Origin of the sequence: Alcanivorax sp. MD8A, assembly GCF_002888555.1 — a bacterium.
GTDB lineage: Bacteria > Pseudomonadota > Gammaproteobacteria > Pseudomonadales > Alcanivoracaceae > Alcanivorax.
The window spans coordinates 1-20,562 of sequence record NZ_AQOQ01000045.1 but is presented as its reverse complement, the minus strand read 5'-3'; the positions used below and the strand labels follow the sequence as shown (position 1 = coordinate 20,562).

The 20,562-nt window shown below is 56.8% G+C and carries 13 protein-coding genes; 5 read left to right on the top strand and 8 right to left on the bottom strand.

What is annotated here, in order from left to right; translation table 11 throughout:
* The 5 genes from A15D_RS15800 to A15D_RS15780 form a co-directional block, all read right to left on the bottom strand.
* Positions 1–1,238: lipoprotein insertase outer membrane protein LolB (locus A15D_RS15800; RefSeq protein WP_102792719.1), on the bottom strand; the 1,238-nt coding region annotated here is incomplete at its 3' end.
* A 39-nt stretch (positions 1,239–1,277) separates the two neighbouring features.
* Positions 1,278–2,948, bottom strand: a complete 1,671-nt coding sequence (locus tag A15D_RS15795) for a class I adenylate-forming enzyme family protein (RefSeq protein WP_102792718.1) — start codon at positions 2,946–2,948, stop codon at positions 1,278–1,280.
* A 528-nt stretch (positions 2,949–3,476) separates the two neighbouring features.
* Entirely contained in the window at positions 3,477–4,028 is a 552-nt protein-coding gene (locus A15D_RS15790; protein ID WP_102792717.1) for an FMN-binding protein, read from the bottom strand.
* Positions 4,028–5,677, bottom strand: a complete 1,650-nt coding sequence (locus A15D_RS15785) for a lipoprotein insertase outer membrane protein LolB (RefSeq protein ID WP_102792716.1) — start codon at positions 5,675–5,677, stop codon at positions 4,028–4,030. Before A15D_RS15785 ends, A15D_RS15790 begins: the two co-directional genes overlap by 1 nt.
* Before the next feature lie 125 nt (positions 5,678–5,802).
* Positions 5,803–6,699: an oxygenase MpaB family protein gene (locus A15D_RS15780; protein ID WP_102792715.1), complete on the bottom strand. Its 897-nt coding sequence runs from the start codon at positions 6,697–6,699 to the stop codon at positions 5,803–5,805.
* Positions 6,700–7,006: 307 nt separating this feature from the next.
* Between A15D_RS15780 and A15D_RS15775 the strand changes: the two genes are divergently transcribed.
* On the top strand, positions 7,007–10,366 hold the full coding sequence (locus A15D_RS15775; protein WP_102792714.1) for an Ig-like domain-containing protein: 3,360 nt from the start codon (positions 7,007–7,009) through the stop codon (positions 10,364–10,366).
* A gap of 10 nt (positions 10,367–10,376) precedes the next feature.
* On the top strand, positions 10,377–11,267 hold the full coding sequence (locus tag A15D_RS15770) for an OmpW family protein (RefSeq protein WP_233192273.1): 891 nt from the start codon (positions 10,377–10,379) through the stop codon (positions 11,265–11,267).
* A gap of 79 nt (positions 11,268–11,346) precedes the next feature.
* Here the strand turns inward: A15D_RS15770 and A15D_RS15765 are convergent, their stop codons facing one another.
* Positions 11,347–11,973 carry a TetR/AcrR family transcriptional regulator gene (locus A15D_RS15765; protein ID WP_102792713.1) on the bottom strand — a complete coding sequence of 209 codons (627 nt, stop codon included), beginning with the start codon at positions 11,971–11,973 and terminating at the stop codon, positions 11,347–11,349.
* Between the two features lie 419 nt (positions 11,974–12,392).
* On the opposite strand from A15D_RS15765, the gene A15D_RS15760 reads away from it, so the two are divergent.
* Positions 12,393–14,696: a hypothetical protein gene (locus tag A15D_RS15760; protein ID WP_146026906.1), complete on the top strand. Its 2,304-nt coding sequence runs from the start codon at positions 12,393–12,395 to the stop codon at positions 14,694–14,696.
* Positions 14,697–14,964: 268 nt separating this feature from the next.
* On the opposite strand, the gene A15D_RS15755 is transcribed toward A15D_RS15760, so the two are convergent.
* Positions 14,965–16,089, bottom strand: coding sequence for an acyl-CoA dehydrogenase family protein (locus tag A15D_RS15755; RefSeq protein WP_102792711.1), 1,125 nt, complete (start codon positions 16,087–16,089; stop codon positions 14,965–14,967).
* Between the two features lie 25 nt (positions 16,090–16,114).
* The gene (locus A15D_RS15750) at positions 16,115–17,317 is read right to left on the bottom strand and encodes an acyl-CoA dehydrogenase family protein (RefSeq protein ID WP_022986956.1); all 1,203 of its coding nucleotides are present in this window, start codon (positions 17,315–17,317) and stop codon (positions 16,115–16,117) included.
* 189 nt (positions 17,318–17,506) lie between these two features.
* On the opposite strand from A15D_RS15750, the gene ylqF reads away from it, so the two are divergent.
* Complete coding sequence (gene ylqF / locus A15D_RS15745) at positions 17,507–18,451, top strand: ribosome biogenesis GTPase YlqF (RefSeq protein ID WP_102792710.1); 945 nt, start codon at positions 17,507–17,509, stop codon at positions 18,449–18,451.
* A 362-nt stretch (positions 18,452–18,813) separates the two neighbouring features.
* The gene (locus tag A15D_RS15740) at positions 18,814–20,151 is read left to right on the top strand and encodes a site-specific integrase (RefSeq protein WP_102792709.1); all 1,338 of its coding nucleotides are present in this window, start codon (positions 18,814–18,816) and stop codon (positions 20,149–20,151) included.
* Positions 20,152–20,562 lie beyond the last annotated feature (411 nt).

The window sequence follows — 20,562 nt, the reverse complement described above, 5'->3', positions numbered from 1 at the left end:
ATGCCGAACAACATGGCGAACAGCTTGGTCTCTTCGTAGAACTGGTCTTTTTCTTGTGGTGTCAGTTTGTGTTCCAGCTTTTCGTACATGTGCACGATGGTTTCCCACAAGGTGGCATGCACCCAGATCATGGCGCTGACTTCATTGGCACGGTACGCCGAGCCATGATGAAACGCACCGGCCTGCTCGGTCATTTCTCCTTCAATTTCCTCATGGATATTGCGCACCTGGTTCGCCGACGCCATGACCTGCGGCATGCTGCCAAAGACCATGCTGGAAATGTGATAGAAGGTGCGCCGCGCCCGGCCAAGAGGGTCATTGCGGACTTCAGAGTGCTGGTCGATCCCCGCAGTGACCCACGGATGAGCGACTTGTAACAACAAGGCACGACCCGCCCCAAAAGCCGGCGGCGCCCCAAGCCCATCGAGCTTCCACATCATCGAATCCGGACCGAACAAACCTTCGCGGGAACTGGGCAGTTTGTTATCGTGAATTTTTGCCAGCTGACGACAGAAATCCACTTCGTTGATCCACCGTGGTAACGGCGCGCGGCCGTCGCGTGGCACCAACTGCCCGACCACATCCGGTGCCCGTGCCGGGTCGACACTGGCGGCTACCGTGGCATCGCTTACCCCTTGTTCACAAGGGTGGGAAAGGAACCCGGTGTCGCCACGCACCATCTCCCATACCAGGCTTTTGCCATCAGCCTCGAACTTGATCTCTGAAGGCAGGCGATAGCCACCCTGCAGGGACATGTAATCGCGGTATTCGATCTCCCAGCCCGCTTCTTCAATGCGGTCAGCCAGGTACATGTCTTCCTGATAAAGGGTTGCGTCCTCGGTAGCGGGCAAACCGCGTAACCAGTAAGACAACTTGGCAGTGTCGATTGCATCATGCAGATGGCGAGCAATGGACAGGGCCTCGGCCCCGCCAGAGGCGTCGACCGTGGAGCGACCGGATTCGAATACATTGCCGCGAATGACCGCCCGCGGAGCCCCGACCGGGTCATCCATCAAGACAACCAGTTCATAGTTTTCACCCACTTGCTGGTAAGTGAAGTAACTTTTGCTTTTCCCCTGATCGGCGAAAAGCGCAAATTTCCCTTCTACTCGCCACTCACTCAACCCCTCAGGGGACTGAGGGACAAAGTGAGATTCCTTAAGAGAGGAACAGCCTTGCAACGTCAGCAGTAACGCCAGGAGCAGCAGCTTGCTCCGGCACAACAGCACAGCGCACATGGGAGACTCGCTTTATTATTCTGATTGTTAACGCCGGCGTTATGCCGGCTGTCTCAGGGATTTCTTGTCAATCTTGCCAACGGAGGTCAGCGGAATCGCATCAATAAAGAACACTTCCTTGGGGACTTTATACGGTGACATGTTTTCCCGGCAGAAACCATCCAGCTCGGCCTTCAGCGCTTCTTCAGACTGTTGGCAATCCGGGGTGCGTTCCACGTATAGCTGAACGACGTCATTACCTGGACGTTTAGTATCAGGGCGGCCAACAACGGCACACATGGCAACCCAAGGCAGGCTTTGTACCTTGCCTTCCACTTCCACGGAAAACACTTTGTAGCCACCCACAATCAGCATGTCCTTGCTGCGGTCGCAGACACGAACGAAACCGTCTTCGTCCATGACGCCCACGTCCCCGGTGTGCATCCACAACTTGCCGTCCATCTCGCGCAAGGATTTCTTTGTCGCTTCAGGCATTTCCAGATACCCCTGCATGACCTGCGGACCGGAGGCGATGATTTCACCGGCTTCGCCCAGCGGCATCAGGGTAGTCCCATCTTCGGCATCCACGATACGCACATCGGTGCCCGGCAGGGGAATGCCCACATGGGCTTCCTTGAAGTGCGAGGCAGGGTTCAGGGTGATCACCGGGCTGGTTTCGGTCATGCCATAGACTTCACAGAACTTGCCGGCACCCACCACGCTTTCCAGCTTCTGGACTTCTTCCTTGGCGAACGGAGCCGCTCCGGAAATAGCCATCCGCAAACCGGAGAAATCCAGGCCCTTGAACGTTTCATTGGCGCACAGCATCTGATAAAGCGCCGGCACCGCGGCCAGCACGGTCGGGGTGCGTGCTTTCATTTCGCTGACGAAGTGATCGATATCACGAGGGTCCGGGATCAGCAGGAACGTGGCAGCGGTGCGCAGCGCGTTAAATACCACCGCCGCACCACCGATGTGGAACAACGGGAAGGCGGACGCCACGGTTTCTTCACCGGTGCGGTAGCCATAAAACTCGTTGGCCTGCAGATTATTCATGAACAGGTTGCGTGAGGTGAGCTTGGCGCCCTTGGGCAGCCCGGTGGTGCCCCCGGTGTACTGCAGGTACAGCACCTTATCCATGTCCACACGGGTGTCGACAGGCTCCGCCGTAGCTGGCAGGTGATCATGCAGGGAAATCCCCTGAACCCCTTCAACCGTGGCGTCAATCGCTTCACCCTGTCCGGTCATGATATCCATGGGGCCGGAGACGATCACCGTCGACAGGGTGGGTACCTTGCCCAGCACCGGCTGGACTGAGGTTTGCCAGAACGGTACCAGCGTCATCAGGATCTTCACCTTGGCATCGTTGGCCTGGTGAGTAATTTCTGGCGGGGTCATCAGTGGCGAAATACTGGTGGTCACCATGCCAAGGCGGGCGGCAGCAATAAAACCAATCACATATTGCGGCGTGTTGGGCAACTGCATGCCCAGCACGTCACCTTCACCCGCGCCTTGTTCAGCAAACAAGGCCGCCATGCGGTCTGCCAGTTCATCCAGCTGCTTGTAGGTAATTGCCTGCCCCAGAAATACCAGCGCTTCGCGATCCGGGAATTGTGCTGCATAGCCACGAACATAATCGGACAGGGTTTTTTCCGGCAACTCAGGCAGGGAATACCAGTCCTTGCCAAGAGATTCGTAGGTGGACAGCCAGGGGCGATTTTCCTGATTCATACAAGCACCTTAAGCATATTATTCACGTTATTGGCTTGAGGGTGGGAAGCGTCCGTCTTCGGAAGCGACTCCATCAGCTCCCTCGTAACCCTTGCCTGTTGGCAGGCAAGGCCCCATCACCGCCCGGAGCGCATTGCCAGGCAAACCCCGGCAGCCATTCGACCGGGATTATTCCTGTCCAAGATAGAGGCAGACGGGATACAGGTCTTTAGCCATATCTGCCATCCGGGGTTTATCTTTGATCATGCCGAAGATCGCTTTCGCGCCTTCTCCGCATTGACACACAGCTCCGCTGCTTGCCGCTCTCAACTCAGCTACGTAGACGATGCCAGGCGAGTATCCCTGCCATTTCGCGCCAGAAAATATATTTTCAATATCTTTGTTTACCTTGGGTGCATTCCGATAATCCTTAACGACCAAGAGGCGGGAAAAGTGGCAAAAAAAAGACCTGGCCAGTCCCCCTTTCAGAGGCCCGACACAGGTCGAACGCACACTACTTAACAACGAGAATCCAAACCTTGCCTGGAACTATGGGGAAGCCTGTACCGATTGGTGCAACACCAACGCCATGGCCGCCACCCGATTCAACGCATCCACGGACAAGGTGGCACCGGTAATGCCATCCACCTGCCCTGACAAGGCATATGCCTCGGTCAGGCGCATGCCCAAATACTGCTTCCGGAAGGCCGCTTGATGAATCTCTCCCCCACGGGGCTCGCGGTACACCAGCAGCTCAATCACCGCAATCTCACCCTCCGGATTGATGCCAATGCCGATCGTCATTGGCATATCCTTGCTCTTTTCATCAATTATCCAGGCGGTGGTGCCATCTTGCTGCCAGTAACGCAGGCGCATGCCACTGTAACGATGACCCAATACCGCTTCTGCCCGCTTGCGGGTATCACCACGCAGCGGCATCAGCGAAATGGAAGGCACATTTTCGCCATACACCTTGGCTAGGAAGGCCTCAGGTTTCAGGTATTCGGTTTCGTCGTACGCCGCCCCTGCCGGCATGACGATGACCGCCAGCATCAATACGCTTAACGCACGTATTGATGCCCAACCTCGTATGACCCTCATCAATTAACCAACCTTTCCTTATCGAAAAACGCCTCGATAAAGAACTGGTTGACGCCGCCCAGTCGCTCACCCTCAAGGCGAGCCATGGCTTCGTGATACACCGCCTGGCGCTCCATGTTCTTCGGCAGCAGCGCCCCCAGAGTCCAGGCCCCGGCACGCATCCAGCCATAGTTCATTTTCTGCCACCAGCCGTATTTCATGTCGTACTGATCCCGGATACGCGGCGGCAATTCGGCGGAAGTGATGATTTCCTGCCCCCACATGGGAAAAATCATCCAGATGGATTGAGCCTTGAACAGATCATCCTTGAGACGCATGGCCGCTGGGGTCACTGTGAGCTGCGGACTGGCCCACATGGCGCGGTTGTAATCCATGAATTCGTTCCAGTCCGCCGGCAAGGCACTTTCCGGGATGCCGAACAACATGGCGAACAGCTTGGTTTCCTCGTAGAAACGGTCTTTCTCCTGCTGGGTCAGCGGCTCCTCCATCTTTTCATACATGTGAACGATGGTTTCCCAGAGAGTCGCGTGAACCCAGATCATGGCGTTGATTTCGTTGGCCCGGTATTCAGAACCGCGGGCAAAAGCGCCACTTTCTTCAGGCAAATGCCCTTCAATCTCTTCGTGAATATCACGAACCTGATTGGCTGACGCCATCACCTGGGGCATGCTGCCGTAGGTCACACTAAGAATGTGATAGAAGGTTCGGCGTGCGCGGCCTAACGGGTCGTTGCGTACTACCGAGTGCTCATCAATCCCTGCCGTAACCCAGGGATGCGCCACCTGGAGCAATAGCGCACGGCCCGCACCAAAGCTACCTGGCAATGCCATACCGGACAGACGCCACATCATCGAATCCGGACCATAAAGCCCCACACGAGCATCCGGCAGCTGGTTGCCGTGAATCTTGCGCAGCTGCTTACAGAAATCCGCCTCATCAATCCATCGAGGCAGCGGCGCACTACCATCACGGGGCACCAGCGTGCGAACCACATCTTCACCGCCGGCCTGCTCCACTGACGCTTCAATTTCTTCGTCTGTCAGGTTTTGCCCGCACGGGTTGGTCAGGTAACCCGTCTCTGCACGGACAATATCCAGCCGCAGATTTTTGCTGTCGCCATTGAACTTGATCTCCGCCGGCAACTTGTAATTGCCGGTGACAGACATGTAGTCATGGAAATAAATCTTCCAGTCGTCTTCCTCGATTTTCTTGGCCAGATTCGTGCCCTGCTGGGTGATCTTGGCATCGGCTGTCGCCGGTAGCCCACGGATCCAGTAGGACAACGATCCCGCCTTCATCACCGATTGCAGATGCTGGGCAACTTTTTCTGCTTCATACCCACCAATCACATCCAGGGTTTCGTTTTCCGGCTCGTAGATATTGCCCAGGATCACCGCCTTGGGTTTGCCCACAGGGTCATCACCGAGAATGGCCAGCTCGTAGTTCTCATCAATCTGCTTGAAGTAGAAATGGCTTTTGCTCTTGACGCCATCGGCGCGCAGTTCCAATGAGCCTTCGACCATCCACTCACTCAGTGTTTCGGGAGACTTGGGCACATAATCGGACTCTTTCAGGGAAGAGCACCCCTGGAGTACTACCAATACCAACCCAACAAGAAGGACCTTCGCATTACTGCTCAGTAAGTTCATGAGACTCTCTACTACGTTTTGTTGTTATCGAAAGGCAAGCGGGTTAGCGCCTGCCGTCTTGCCGATATGCTTTCCCTTGCGAGACATTCTCCATCCCTGAAACACACCCCTCGCCGGCAACCGGATTACCGGGCGGACGCGCTCATTCTGTACGCTTCCGGGTGCTTTTTGGCATCTTCAAATGCCTTGCGTGCCATGGGTATCAAGCGCATTTTCTTCGGCGTCAGTCCGTACATGACCCGATAGAACCGGCACCAGAGACGAAAACGACGCTCGTCACCCTTGCTCCATGGAATATCAAATTTCTCACGAAACTGGTGCGGCAAGGTGGCCCGCAGATTGAAACGCAGGAACCGGCCAACCACCGCACGGATCATTTTCCAGGCCGTATCAGGCAGCCAATCCACCGGCGGCTTGGGGATTTCCAGATAATGGTTATGGGCCAGCAAGTCTGACGCCACCTCCCCCATTTCCAGCTTGTTCTCGATCATGCCATTAAAGTAGGCCCAGTATTCACTCTCGTTGACCGGTAGATCCTGCTCGCGGATCCCCATCAGCAAACCCAGCTGACGCCATTCATTGAACATGACGGTGCGTTCTTCCGTGGTGGGGGATTTACCCAACATCTCATGCATACGGATCGTAGCGTCATAACCGGTGATATGGACCCAGCTATATGCTTCCGGGTCCAGCGAAAAGTATTTTTTGCCGTGCTTGTCGACGCCCTTGATCGAACGGTGCAGGTCATACAGCTTGACCCCCATTTCAATCGCTTTCTGGGGACGCGCATACACAATGGGCCAAAGCAGCGCAGTGGAACGCTTGGCTCGCCCCCAGGGATCCGTTTTGTAAACCGAATGCTCGCCTACACCCGCATCCACAATCGGATGAGCCACCTGCAGAACAAATGCCTGGGGCAGCATCAGATTGAAACGCCAGGACCCGAAGTCTTGCCAGGTCATGGAATCCGGGCCGAGGGGCTTCAGCACATCACGGCGTGATCGCTCGGGGGTTTGTGTCATCGAGTACTCCTGACATCCTGTTTTGAGACAAAAATAAAAATACGTCTCAGGACGCATCATAACAAGACAGAGAAACAAATTTGTTTCATCTGTCGACTCCCAGAAGCGCCTCTTTCCGGCAGACTGACCGGAAGTGATAAATAAATGGCATATGTTTGTTTCGAACAATGATACAAACATTGATTTCTGTATCATAGTGTGTTTTTTTGAATACGCAACCATTCTGGACCGATCCGGGCAAAAACCCGCCGGAAGGACCAACCAGCCCTCTTCCAACAACACCCAATAACGGTGCTGGAGAAAAACAATGACGAATCGCTCACAGTTACGCCTCGGCATACTGCTCCCCGCATTCGCCGCCGCCATCACAGGCTGCGGGGGGGAGAACCAACCGTTTGTTAGTCAGGAACCCGGCAACGCACTGATCTATACCTACCCGGTAGAGGGCATGGTCGATGTCCCGACCCCAAGCAAGGCGTTGATGGTGTTTTCCAGCGGTGTTAGCGAATCCGCCGTGATGTCCAACTGCACCGGCACGGCAGATGACCCCGTGGGTGGCTTTTGTGTAACCGGCCCTGACGGACCGGTCGATACCGCCAGCCACACCAATATCATTAACGACGGCCGTACCATCGAATTCAGCATGAAGGGGCTGAAGCCCGGCACCACCTATCAGGTCTGGCTGCACCGGGAAGTCTCTCCCAGCGCCGAGAACCTGGATAACAGCAAACCGGTGTTCAGCTTCACTACCCGTCAGGAAAACCCGATCAAGGGTCAGCAACCTGCGGTTCTGGCGTTTAACCAGGACAATCCAGAAGCTTTTATTGACGGCAGTGAGGTGACAACTCAGTTCCCGATCGTGGACATTTCCCCTGTTCGTCTTACCTTCAATGAACCCTTGTTCGAAGACTCCCTGGTACTTGGCGAGTCGGTTCAGTTCATCAAGATCAATGACGACAACAGCGAAGAGGCCGTGGATGTAGACATGCTTGCCGAGCGTCACTACATCACCTTGCAGCCCCAACAGGACATGCAGCCTGACACCCGCTATGAAGTTCGTCTGAGTGGCGACATTGTGGATCTGAATGGCGAAGCACTGTCACCGGTGACCTACAGTTTTGAACCTCGTGCCTCGAAGGCCTCGCCGGACGCCGCCAATCCACCGGTTGGCCAGACACTGCAAACCTTCCCCGACATGGAAACCCCTGGTTACCCGGGCCGCTCCAAGATTACCGGTGGGCCAACCAACCAGTTCACTCTGGAAAGCACCGCATTGGGTACCAACGTGGCCAACTCCCTGCCCAATGGCCTGGAAGCCTTCCTTGCAAACCCGCAGGATTTTGGTGGCGTTGTCACCCCGGTTCTGGCCCGCAAAGGCCAGCAGCTGCAACTGACCGGGATTGACCCGGCCAAGCTTGGCGGTGAAGTCCATACAGACCTGAGCACGGGTTTGATCACGGGCACTTTCCTGAGCAACGTGACCGGCTACCTGATGCCCAATATTTATCGTCCTGCAGGCTTCCAGCCTGATGACGAACGGGCACCACTCTACGTCTATATGGATTTTGATCTGTCGCTGCAGACTGAAAACCTGCAAGGCAATGCCACACTGAACCAGAACCTGATGCACATCCGTGCCATTGGTGTGGCCACCATTGAAAACCACGTCCTGACGCTGGAAGTGTTCCGTACATTGCAGCTGGATGTTCTCGGTGGCGCCACCAAGGTGGCCGCAGACTTCAATCTGCAAGCCAAAGCGGATCCCGCTGTTGTCGTGGACTACACCAACCATGACGCTCCCATTGTGAGTGGTGCGTACCCCTCCGATGGCAAGATCGGCGTAGAAACCAACGACAATATTCTGTTGGCGCTCAACGAGCCCCTGAGCCCCGCCGGTCTGGATGAAATCCAGCTGCTGGATATGGACAATGGCGGAACCCCTGTCGAGGTCATGGTCAAACGTAGCGGCACCAGCCTGACCATCTCGCCCCAGGCCCGCCTGAATCCGGCTACTGAATATCAACTGATTCTCAGCAGCAACATCACCGACATCCATGGCAGTAATCCGCTGCCGCTGTCCTCCAGCGCAGAAGACGCCCTGGGGGGTGATAACACCCTGACCTTCACCACTGCCGACTACACCCGTACCGCCAATGCCGCTGAAGGGGCTCCGCCAATCATTCTTGGCCTGCATCCGGGTATCGGATGTTCTCTGGTTGAGACCGGCGTGCCGGGTTATGCCGGTCGCTGTAAGGGCGGCCAGGATGATGACGAGCTCTACCTGGACTTCCAGTACGAGATCGGTCGTGTCATCGAGGCCTCCTTCAGCCAACCGATGGATACCGATTCCATGGTGCTCGGCACCATTGCCGCAGATGGCAACTCCTGTGTAGACGGGCCGATCTGTCTGGCTCGCAATGTGGATGAAAACTGGGAAAGCATTACCGCAGCACTGCTTCCCAGTAACCTGAAGTTCCAGATTCACCCTGCCGACGGCACTTTTGTAGACGGCGAGGAGTATCGACTGGTCGTAAATGGTGACAGCTCACCGAAGTTCTACAGCCATGACACCTTGGGCCACCTGCCGCTGAACACCACCCCAATGGAGGGGATTGGCAAGACCAGCACCCATAATTCCGAAGGGGGTAGCAATATCGTCATCGACTTCAAGGCGGTGGCGCCATTCGACACCGTATACGCCACCGTCTATACCCGCCCGTATTCCGACTATAACGGCAGCGGCGGCTGGGATGATGGTGAGCCCCAGCCCTGCACCGAATGGAACGGGGATGGCACTCCGGTAGAAGAGAGCTGCAGCAACTTCGCCACCGCCGATGTACTGGACACCGGAGGGCTGATTACCAGCGCCAGCCTGATCCAAGGTCGGGACAAGATCTTTGCTACCGGGGCGCTGCCCATGGCTTTTAAACCCAAACAGCCACTGGACCTGGCCCTGCCTGACCTCGGCCTCGAAGAACAGGGCGATGGCAGCTGGTGCATGCCCGAACCCGATGACCTGGGCGAGACCCCATGCCTGAATGTGGTAGGCGACACTATGATCCCCGTGGAGGTTAACCATCAGGTTATTCTGGGCACCGGCCTGACCATCAATGCAAATGTCGGTCTCGATTTTGGCTTCACTGAACTGGCCATTCCGCTCAAGCTCAACACACGTTCCGTTCTGCTGCGCACCCGTCCAGAGCGCCCTGATCCGCAGAGCGATGTACTGCCGCTGAATGGCTACATCGTGAACCTGGAAGGTGAACAGAAGCCTTACTTTGTGGTGCGCCTGCCTGCCTGGCTGGATGTCCCCGATCTGGATCTGGTCGCAGCCCTTCAGGAGTCCATCTTCGGCGCGGGCAATGACTTTCTGTCTTTCGCTCAGCTGAATGATTTTGTCGACCAGTACGGAGCTTCACATACGGCAAAGAGCCTGCCGATCGTCGCTTACCTGTATGGCCCAATCAGCTTCCAGGATGACGGCCGCATCACCCTCAAGGTAAGCAACCTCAACAATATTCAAGCCACGCTTGGCATTGAGCTGCTGCCCGGTCTTTTGGGGCTCAGCGCAGGTTCAGCAGACCTGCTGCTACCCGCAGAGCAGGTCAGCCTGCAGGTCATGAACCTGCCCTCTCGTGCCCGCAAATTGCCTGAGAACGTACAATAAGGACAACAACATGCAGAGCAAGAAACACGTTCTGCGCCTGCCGGCGCTCGCCGCCGGCCTGGCGCTCTGCGTCCCACTGATGGCGCAAGAAAGAACCATCCCGGAATACGATGATGTACGTGTCGATTACCCCGGCTCGGACTTTATCCGCGATGTCGCGGGCGAAGATCGCTTCTTCTTTCGTTTTGGTGCCATGCACTTTGCGCCGGATGTGAAAACCAATTACATCCGGGCCAAAAACCTGTCCGAAGTGGCTGAGACCGCCCTGGGTGGGCCGGGCCCGCACTATCTGGAAGGGGAAGCCGCTGCAGATCCACTGCTGCTACCGGGCATCATTCTTGGCTACAAGCTCCCCTGGGGGAAAGGTTGGTCCGTGGAGTTGATTGCCTCGGCGCCCCCGACCCTGAAACTTAAAGCCGAAGGCAAACTGGCCAATGAACCTCTGGTACCGGAAGTGAATGGCATCCCCACAGGTGTGCCGGCACTGGGTGAAGAAATCGCAGAAACCAAGGCAGCCCCCCCGCTGGTGACGCTGGTTAAACGCTTTCGCCTGAACAAGGGTATTCAGCCCTACCTGGGGGCGGGTATCGGGTACCTGTTCACCTTTGATACCAAGGTCACCAACCCGATCGCCACAGCGCTGGGTGAACCGGATATCGAGGTAGACAACAAGTTCGGCTGGGCTGCCCAGGCGGGTCTGGATTTCCACCTTTCAAGGCACTGGTGGCTGTCACTGGATACCAAGTACATCAGCTTCCCGGACGTTTCTGCCACGGTGTCCAACATGGTGGTCGAAGCACCCGGCATTCCCCAGTTCCCTTATGCGGAAGTGGGTGATGTTGAGTACAACGCTGACATCAATGTACTCGCCTACACACTGGGTATCGGTTTTACCTTCTAAAAACACAAAGACCGGCGGGTCCCCGCGGGTCCCCGCCGGTCTTTCTCTCGATACCCCATGCTGTCAGCCTGACCTGGACTCACCCCTGCATCAGAGGCCGCAGGCAATCTTCCGCCACTTTGCGAATCGAGGCTTCATCAGAGGGATTCATCACCCCTTCCGGTGACAGCAACATGGACTGCATCAGGCGGAGCATCAGCTCAGCCAGAAATTCGGTCGACAGGTCACTGATCTTTTCTTCTTTCTTGACCCGCTCCAACATGCCCGCCAGGTACATACGGAAAAAAGCCATCATTTGCCAGATCCGCTGGGTAAAGAACGGCAGAATCATTTCCGAATCAGACGTTAACAGCCTGCGCCACAACGGGTGAGCATGGGCCCGGGTAACCGCCAACACAAAAGATTCGAGCAACCGGTTCAATCCGCCCTCAATCTCTTTCAGGTCTTCCTCGATCTTGTCCAGTTCCCGCTTGGCTTCACGCAGAATCACCACCTGTATCAGCTGATCCTTGTCGGCAAAGCGCCGATAGGCCGTAGCCCGTCCAATGCCTGCACGGTTGGCCACGTCTTCCATGGTCGTGCGCCGCAGGCCAAACTCGATGAACAACGCCAGGCCGGCATCAAGAATCTTTACATAGGTCTTGTCACCCTCGGGGAGCTGAAAGCCTTGAAGAAGCGCGTTGGACGCGGCAGTAATCCGTGACATTGAGACCCCGTTATGATCATCGTTATGAAGGCAGTCGTTACCTAAAAGAGTAACGGTAGCAAATACTTACCTAAACGTGAACGGTGGTGAAAGGACAAACCCCACCCTCTCGAAAAAAACTGTCCAGACGGGCTCGAACATACTCAAAACCTTGCATTTCATTTACCCCTCGGCCTCCGTCTGATGGCACACATCCAAATTATGACTAACAAGTCACATTATGGGATTGTGCACTGGAATCAATGAGACGATTAGAATAATTTGTATCACAGTCGCATTTGTCCTCTTGATGCTCCACGCATGAATTCCTGAGCGCAGCGATCCGGGCAGACGTACCGGCGCAGACGCAGGCCTGCCAAATACCCCGCCCGGAGATAACAACAAATAAATTTCGACACAAAGTCGGAGGTATGCGTGCAATGAAAACCCCAACCCCACGAAGATTCTATTCGCGCTGGAAAGCATGGACCCTCATGGTCACGGCTGCCGCGATCACCACCGGGTGTGGCGGCTCCGGAGATGTGGATACTGTGAAGCATTCCAGTAACGATTCCCCCCCACAGGCCACCAGCAACACCGCCCAGCTTGGCCCGACTGCCGACAACATCGTACCGCTCTCGACGCAAAGCGCTGTCAGCAAGGCGTCCTACGCTGCGGGTCAGGGAAGCGCACCGCCAGCCTATGATGGCAGCGCTGCCGATCCTTACCATGACGAACCGCCCGTTAACGTCTACAACCGCCCCGCCGACTATGACCCCTATGCGCTGCTCGGCGAAAGTAGCCGTGGCGGCTGGCCGGTGTGGGATTTTTGCTATGGCCAGCCGGACGATACCGCCCTGCCCCAGGACCCACGGTCCATGGTCCAGCCCGGCGTCAGCTACGGCAAGGCCGTTCACTTCAACGCCTACTGGAAAGACTGCCACGTGGACCCGGAAGCGGTGCAGGAAGTGGGCAGCGCCAAAACCTGTGGCGAACTGCGTGAACGCTTTGAATGGGGCGGTCGACTGCTGACGGGGGGCTCCGAAGGCGTTGGCGCCCTGTTTGCCGGCACCGATCCCTACACGCTGGAAGGCGCCATGGGGATCTCCACCCTGACCGCCGGGCAATACCGGCGCCTGTGGAAGTCCTGGGGCAAGTATCTGGCGCAACCGGGTGATTATGATCGTCGCGTTGCCGAACGTTATGGCTCCCCGCTGAGCGACGTCCGCAACCCCTACCCGCTGGCCGGGGAAGACCCGAACAAAACCGATGGCGGTTCCGGTCAGCTGCCTCTCATGTTCACCCAGATGCGCCTGAAAGACGGCTCCTGGTCCGGGCGAATCGGGGTGACCTGTCACGCTTGCCACAGTGGCAATGTGGAACACAACGGCATGGGCAACACGCTGGGTAGCGGCAGTCCGCTGGCCGATCTGGATCTGTTCCTGCGTGACGCACTGCCGCAGGGTTATCTGGCCTCAGTCGCCACCATCGCCAACCTGAGCCATGGGCGTGGCACCAACAACGCCTCTGACGTGAACCTGGCCTTTATCTTTCCAGACGAGGGTCTCTACTCTGCCCGCGATTTTGTTGGCCTGATTACCAGTGGCTCCACCGCATCCATGGACACCCCAGCCTGGTGGAACCTGGGCCACCGTCCGGTGAAATTTGTGGACGGCCTGTTCCCCGCTGATGCGCACCGGGTCGATCAGGTGTTCTACACCCCCATCTTTGGTCTCTTTGGTGCTGTGCTTGGTCCATTGAGCGAAGCCGGCCAGGACTACATGCGCGCCGCAGGGCCGCCCATCAATGCCTGGATCGAAACCCTCAAAGCACCGGAATATCCCGGACAGATCGATACCGCTCTGGCCGAACAGGGGGCCGTGCTGTTCCATGAACTGGACATGTGGGGGCCGGATCGCAATAACCCGGTTGATCGCCCTGAAGGGAATGGTTCCTGTGCAGGCTGCCACGGCGCCTACTCGCCACGCTACGTGAACGACCCGAACTTCCTCGCCGACCCGGCACTGGAAGGGGTTGCCTCCTACATCGTACCGCAACGCATTATCGGCACGGATGCCGTGCGCTGGCAGACCAACAACGAAAGCATGCAGCGCGCAGGCACCGTGAACTTCTTCGGCTATCCGCCCACCCATGGCACCGAGAATGACTGCGGCCCCCAAAATCAGGAACGTCTGCGTGGCGACCGCGAACTGGGTTACCTGGCACCGCCCCTGTACGGCGCCTGGGCCACCGCCCCGTATCTGCATAACGGTGCCATCCCGGACATGTGGACACTGCTCAAGCCGTCGGAACGTCCCGCCATCTGGCGACGGGTATCCGCGCCGAAGATGAAAAACCCGTGGTACAACAACGGCAACGTCGTCATGGGCTTCGACACCAACTTCGAGCGCGCCTATGACGAGCAGAAAATGGGCTGGAAGTACGACAAGATCCAGTGCGAATGGCGCACCTGGTGGAACCCGGCTGTGACCCCGGGCTATACCTGTGATCCCAACGATGAACGTAACACCCCGTTGGCACAGAACATCCTAGGCGCCCTGTTCGACAACCTGATCCTGGCATGGAATATCTGGGCACCGCCGACCATTACCAACGCCCAGGTGGAAGATCGCAAGATCTACAACACCATCCTTTACAGCCAGGGGAACGAGGGACACGAGTTCAACAGTGTACTGACAGACCAGGAACGCCTGGCCATTATCGAGTACCTGAAGACACTCTGATTCCCGCTTGTCCTGTAAACCACAAGAAACCCGCGCAGCGTCCGCTGTGCGGGTTTTCTTTTGGGCTCCAGAAGCGTCTGCCTAAAGGCGGTATGAGGCTTGTACAACCTCCGACTATCCCGCGGCACGAAGCCACTGTGGGAGCCCACCTGCTGGCGATGGAGCCCACGATTACGGCACCATCGAACCTCCTGCAGCCAGCCGACGCGCAGAACCCGGACAATAAAAAAGCGGCCCGCAGGCCGCTTTCGTCACGTCTCTCGCGTGATTACGCGGAGCGGGCAATTTCCATCAAGTGCACATCCGCGTTACCGAACAGGCCATCCACCGCACTCAGGCGTTTGACGAAATGGCCCACATTCAGCTCGTCAGTCATACCCATGCCACCATGAATCTGAATGGCTTCCTGACCGATCTTGCGACCGGCACGACCCAGTTGGGCCTTCATGGCGTGGACAGCCTTGGCCGCATCATCGTGACCTTCCACCAGTTTCATGGTGGCAGCCATCAGCAGCGATTTGGTCTGCTCCATGGCAATGAACATGTCTGCCATACGGAATTGCAGCGCCTGAAACTTGCCGATGGGCAGGCCGAACTGCTTGCGGGTCTTGCTGTATTCCACCGTGTCGTTCAGCAGCACGGTGAGGCTGCCGGTGCACTCAGCCGACAAGGCCAGCAGCCCTTCCAGCAGCACAGTGCGGGCGATGTCATAGCCCTGGTTCAGCTCGCCGATACGGGCAGCCTCTGCCACCTTCACGTTGCTGAAACGGATTTCCGCGCCCTGACGACCGTCCACAGTGCGGTGCGGCGTACGTTCAACACCATCAGCGTTGGCATCCACCAGGAACAGGCTAAGGCCGTCCTTGTCACCGGGCTGACCCGCGGTACGAACCAGCACGATCAGTTGATCCGCATGATCCCCATTGATGACACACGCCTTGGTGCCATTGAGCACCACATCGCCACCCTGCACCTCGCCTTTCATGGCGGTGTTTTCCAGGGTAAACACGCGCTCGTATTCCTCTGCCGCAAACGCCAACTGCAGACCGCCTTCCAGCAGGGAAGGAATGGTTTCTGCCTGCTGCGCGTCAGAGCCGTGACGCAGGAAACCGCCGCCCAATACTACGGTGGCAATGTATGGCGCCATGATCAGGCCTTCGCCCAGTTCCTGCAGCAGCACCATGATTTCCAGCGGGCCCATGCCCAGACCACCGTGCTCTTCAGCGAACGGTACAGCCAGCCAGCCCAGTTCGGCAAACTGTGCCCAAGTGGCTTCATCCAGCGGCATCAACTTCTTGTTCTGGCGGTGCTTTTCCACGTCGTGGTTGTCACGGACAAAACGCTTGGCGCTGTCCGCCAGCATTTGCTGTTCTTCACTCAACTGAAAATTCATCTGACTTCTCCTTGTTGGCGGACGCTTACAAACCCAGCACAGCTTTGGCAATAATGCCGCGCTGGACTTCGTTGGAGCCGCCGTAGATGGAGCAGGCTCGTGAGTTCAGGTAGTGAGGCATGGCGGTAAGCGCATACTCAGGGCCAATGATCGGCTGTTCGCTGCCCGGCACCAGTGCCTGGGGCTGCCAGATAGCGGCCTGGGCACCCAGGGTTTCAATGCGCAGCTCGGTGACCTTCTGCAGCAACTCGGTGCCGAGAATCTTGGTCATGGAAGACAGCGCCCCCGGATCCTTGCCGGAAGACAACGCGGACTTGATGCGCATCTCGGTGAATTCCAGTGCCAGCACGTCAGCGGAGACTGAAGCAAACTTGTGCTGCCACAGCGGATCCTGGCTCATCGGGCCGTGTACGGTCTGCTGCTTTTCCGCCATCAGACGGATCTTTTCCAGCTGCACGTTCAGGCCCGGCGCGTATTCCTGGCCTCCACGCTCAAAGGTGAGCAGGTACTTGGCCACGGTCCAGCCATCGTTCTCGGCACCGACACGGTTCGCCTGGGGCACTCGCACGTTATCGAAGAACACCTGGCACTGCTCGGTCACTTCATCCAGACCCACGATGGGCTCGATGGTGATACCCGGCAGGTCCATATCCAGCAACAGGAAGGTAATGCCCTGCTGGGGCTTGCCGTCTTTATTGGTACGCACCAGCGCAAACATCTTGTTGGCGTAGTGGGCGTAAGTGGTCCAGATCTTGGTGCCGTTGATGATGTAGTCATCACCGTCTTTTTCAGCAAAGGTCTTCAGGGACGCCAGATCAGAACCGGAACCCGGCTCGGAATAACCCTGACACCAGAAGTGCTCACCATTGAGGATCTTCGGCAGGTATTCTTTCTGCTGTTCTTCAGTGCCGCAGCCGATCAGACAAGGACCGCACATGTGCAAACCCATGGGCACCAGCGGCGGGGTTTCCGCACGCACCAGCTCTTCGGCAAAAATGGCACGCTGGGTCACGCTCCAGCCGGTACCACCATGTTCCTTCGGCCAGTGCGGTGCCGCCCAACCCTTGTCATTGAGGATTTTTTGCCAGGCCATGGCTTCCTTCACCGGCGCGAACACCGAGGTCACCATCTTGCCCGCCTCACGAATTTCAGGGGTCAGGCTTTCTTCCAGAAAAGTCCTTACCTCGTCCCGAAATGCCTTCTCCTGCTCCGGCACACGCAGATCCATACCGTACTCCGCTTTATCAGAATCAATGGTATACAGTGTACGTTAGGGCCATTGAGACACTCATGACACGACGTTTCAGGGCACTGGCGAAAACCGTCATAAGCGCGGTTTTTCAGCACCCGGCACGCCACAGACAACATGATAAACGGCTATAATACCCCCTCATTTACCCCTGACAGGCGAGTATCGATGAGCATCAACTGGTTCCCCGGCCACATGAACAAGGCGACCCGTGAGATTCACGATATTCTCCCCAAGGTAGACCTGATCATCGAAGTCGTAGACGCTCGCCTGCCCTACAGCAGTGCCAACCCGGTGATCGAGAACTTCCGTGCCGACAAGCCCTGCCTGAAACTGCTCAGCAAAAGCGACCTGGCCGACCCGGCGGTAACCGCACAATGGCTGGAGCATCTGCAGCAAGATCCCAAGGTTCGCGCACTCGCCATTAGCACCCAGAAACCGGACCCCATTCGCAAGCTGGCAGATACCTGCAAGCAAATGGTCAACAAGAAAATTGACCGGGCTACCACCATTACCGCCCTGATCACCGGCATCCCCAATGTGGGCAAATCCACTCTTATCAACACCCTGGCCGGACGCCCCGTTGCCAAAGCCGGCAACGAGCCGGCGGTCACCCAGCGCCAGCAACGGATTGAACTGGGCGGCGGCCTGATCCTGATTGATTCTCCCGGCATCCTCTGGCCCAAAATTGAAAACGCCGCCAGCGGCTACCGGCTGGCCCTGTCCGGCGCCATCAAGGCCACCGCCATGCAGGAAGATGACGTGGCGCTCTACGCGGCCGAATATTTCATGCAGGCCTACCCCGAGCTAATGAAAGAGCGCTTCAAGCTGGACACCCTGCCCAACGAAGGCGTCCCCATGCTGGAAACCATTGGCAAACAGCGCGGCTGCCTGGGCCGCGGCGGGCACGTGGATTTCGATCGCACTGCCGCCCTGCTGATCAACGAATTCCGCAGCGGTAAACTCGGCCAGATCACCCTGGAAACCCCTGCGATGGCGGAAAAAGAACACGTAAAAGTGGCAGAAATCCGGGCGAGAAAAGCAAAAGAAAAAGAAGAAAGAAAGAAGGCAAGAAAAGCCGCTTACAAGGCCAAGGCCAAAAAGAATACCTGACGCAGGGCCACAGCCAGGGAAGAGAATCTCGCCAGGACATCTCTGTCCCCTGACCGGCTACCGGCCTTGAAGATCGGCTGACACAACGCGGGAAACGCGCATAAAAAAAGCCCGGCCAGTGCCGAGCTTTTTTAATCCGACCAAATTTGGTCGGGGCGAGAGGATTCGAACCTCCGACCCCTTGCACCCCATAAAGGTAGACGGCTGTCCACCGGCGTCCATAGAGACCCTAATTTCCTTTATTTTCAATAGTTTAAAATTTTTAGCCACTTTGCATTGTCCGACAACGTCCACTAGAATCCGCTGAAAGCGATTGAGAAACGGCTACCAAACGGCTACCAGAAAGGAACAGGCCTCCTACGATGAGCAAAATCCTTACCGACAAACAACTCGCCACCAAGGTTGAGAACGCAGCCTGGGTCACTGAAGCCGCTCCACGTGGCCACGGGCGTTTATCCGCTCGCCTTCGCCCAGCAGGAGGGCCTCTATTTTACTTCCGCTACGCCGATGAGAACGGCAAACGCCAATACCTTCCTCTGGGAGGCTACTCCCGCACTGGGACTAATGGCTTAACCCTGAAGGACGCTCGCGCCAAAGCCAACGAGCTCTCCCTCCTGTACATCTCAGGGACAAAGAACCTCTCCGAACATCTCAATGCCGAACGCGAGGCCAAGATAGCGATGCGCGATGCAGAAGTGCGTCGCCTCGAGCAGGAAGCGGCACAAAAAGCGGCTGAGGCCGCTGCGCTAGCATCTAGACAGACCGTTTCCCAGCTCTTCGAGCGCTGGATGGAGATTGACGTATCACACCGGAAGGACAATGGAGCAGAAGTCCGGCGCATGTTCGAAAAGGATGTTCTCCCTCTCATTGGCCAGATCTTCGTCGCAGACGTTCGCAAAGGACACATCACTCAAGTGACCGATGCCATGGCGGCACGGGGCGTCACCCGCATGGTGAAGGTCGTCTTCAGCCTCATGCGACAGATGTTCCGCTTTGCCGTGGACCGGGACATTATCGAATTCGACCCCAGCAGCAGCATTCGCAAAGCCAAAATCGGCGGCAAGGAAACGGAACGTGACCGAGTGTTATCCGAGGACGAGATTCGACAACTGGCACGCGCCCTTCCCACCGCCAACCTGCTGAAAACCTCTGAGTTCGCTGTCTGGATAGCGCTTTCCACCTGTTGCCGTATTGGCGAACTGCTGGCGGCACGCTGGGAGCATATCGACCTGGAGCAAAGCACCTGGCTTATTCCTGCCGAAAACAGCAAAAACGGCAAGCCTCACCAAGTACACCTGTCAGCCTTCGCCGTCAGCCTCTTCCAACAGCTGCAGGAGATAACTGGCCCGTCACCATGGTGCTACCCGAACAGAGCAGATACCGGCCCCCTCTGCTCAAAGACTGTCACCAAGCAGCTCTCTGACCGGCAGCGCCCGCTCGAAAGCGGCACTATGAGCAACCGTAGCGGCAAAGCGCAATCTTTGATCTTACCAGGAGGGAAATGGACGCCCCACGATCTACGCCGGACTGGCGCCACCATGATGACGGCGCTTGGTGTTATTCCTGAGGTCGCCGAGCGCTGCCTGAACCATACCGAGGAAAACAGGGTCAAACGAACCTACCAACGCCACAGCTACACCAAGGAATGTGGCGAGGCCTGGGTAAAGCTGGGAGCGCATTTACAAGAATTAGTAGCCTAAAACAAAGCCCGCAAGCTTCTTTTGCAGGCATAAGCAACCAACTCCTTCTCCAGAATCAGTGAAGATGCAGTTTCAACCCGCATGAGGGCCTCATCAGCTTACCGCCTGTGCCTAATGCCAGTAACGTCCAACGATACGTTCAAGCCTAAAATGGGCCGCCATATGGGCGGCCCGGCTTTCCTAAGCGCTATGAGCACTAGTCACCTTTCTTGTGCTTGTGCGGCTTCAATGAAGGTGTATTACCCGGAGTAGTTTTGTTATCTCTGCGACGTCTGTCAGGCTTGCCTGTCGATTTCGCGATCGGTTTTGGACCTGGCTTTATTCCCATGACTTTCTCCCAATATGAAAGCACCTTGCTCAATTGCAAGGCACTAAATTCTTATGGGTATCCGGATTAAGTGGTAGATGGAG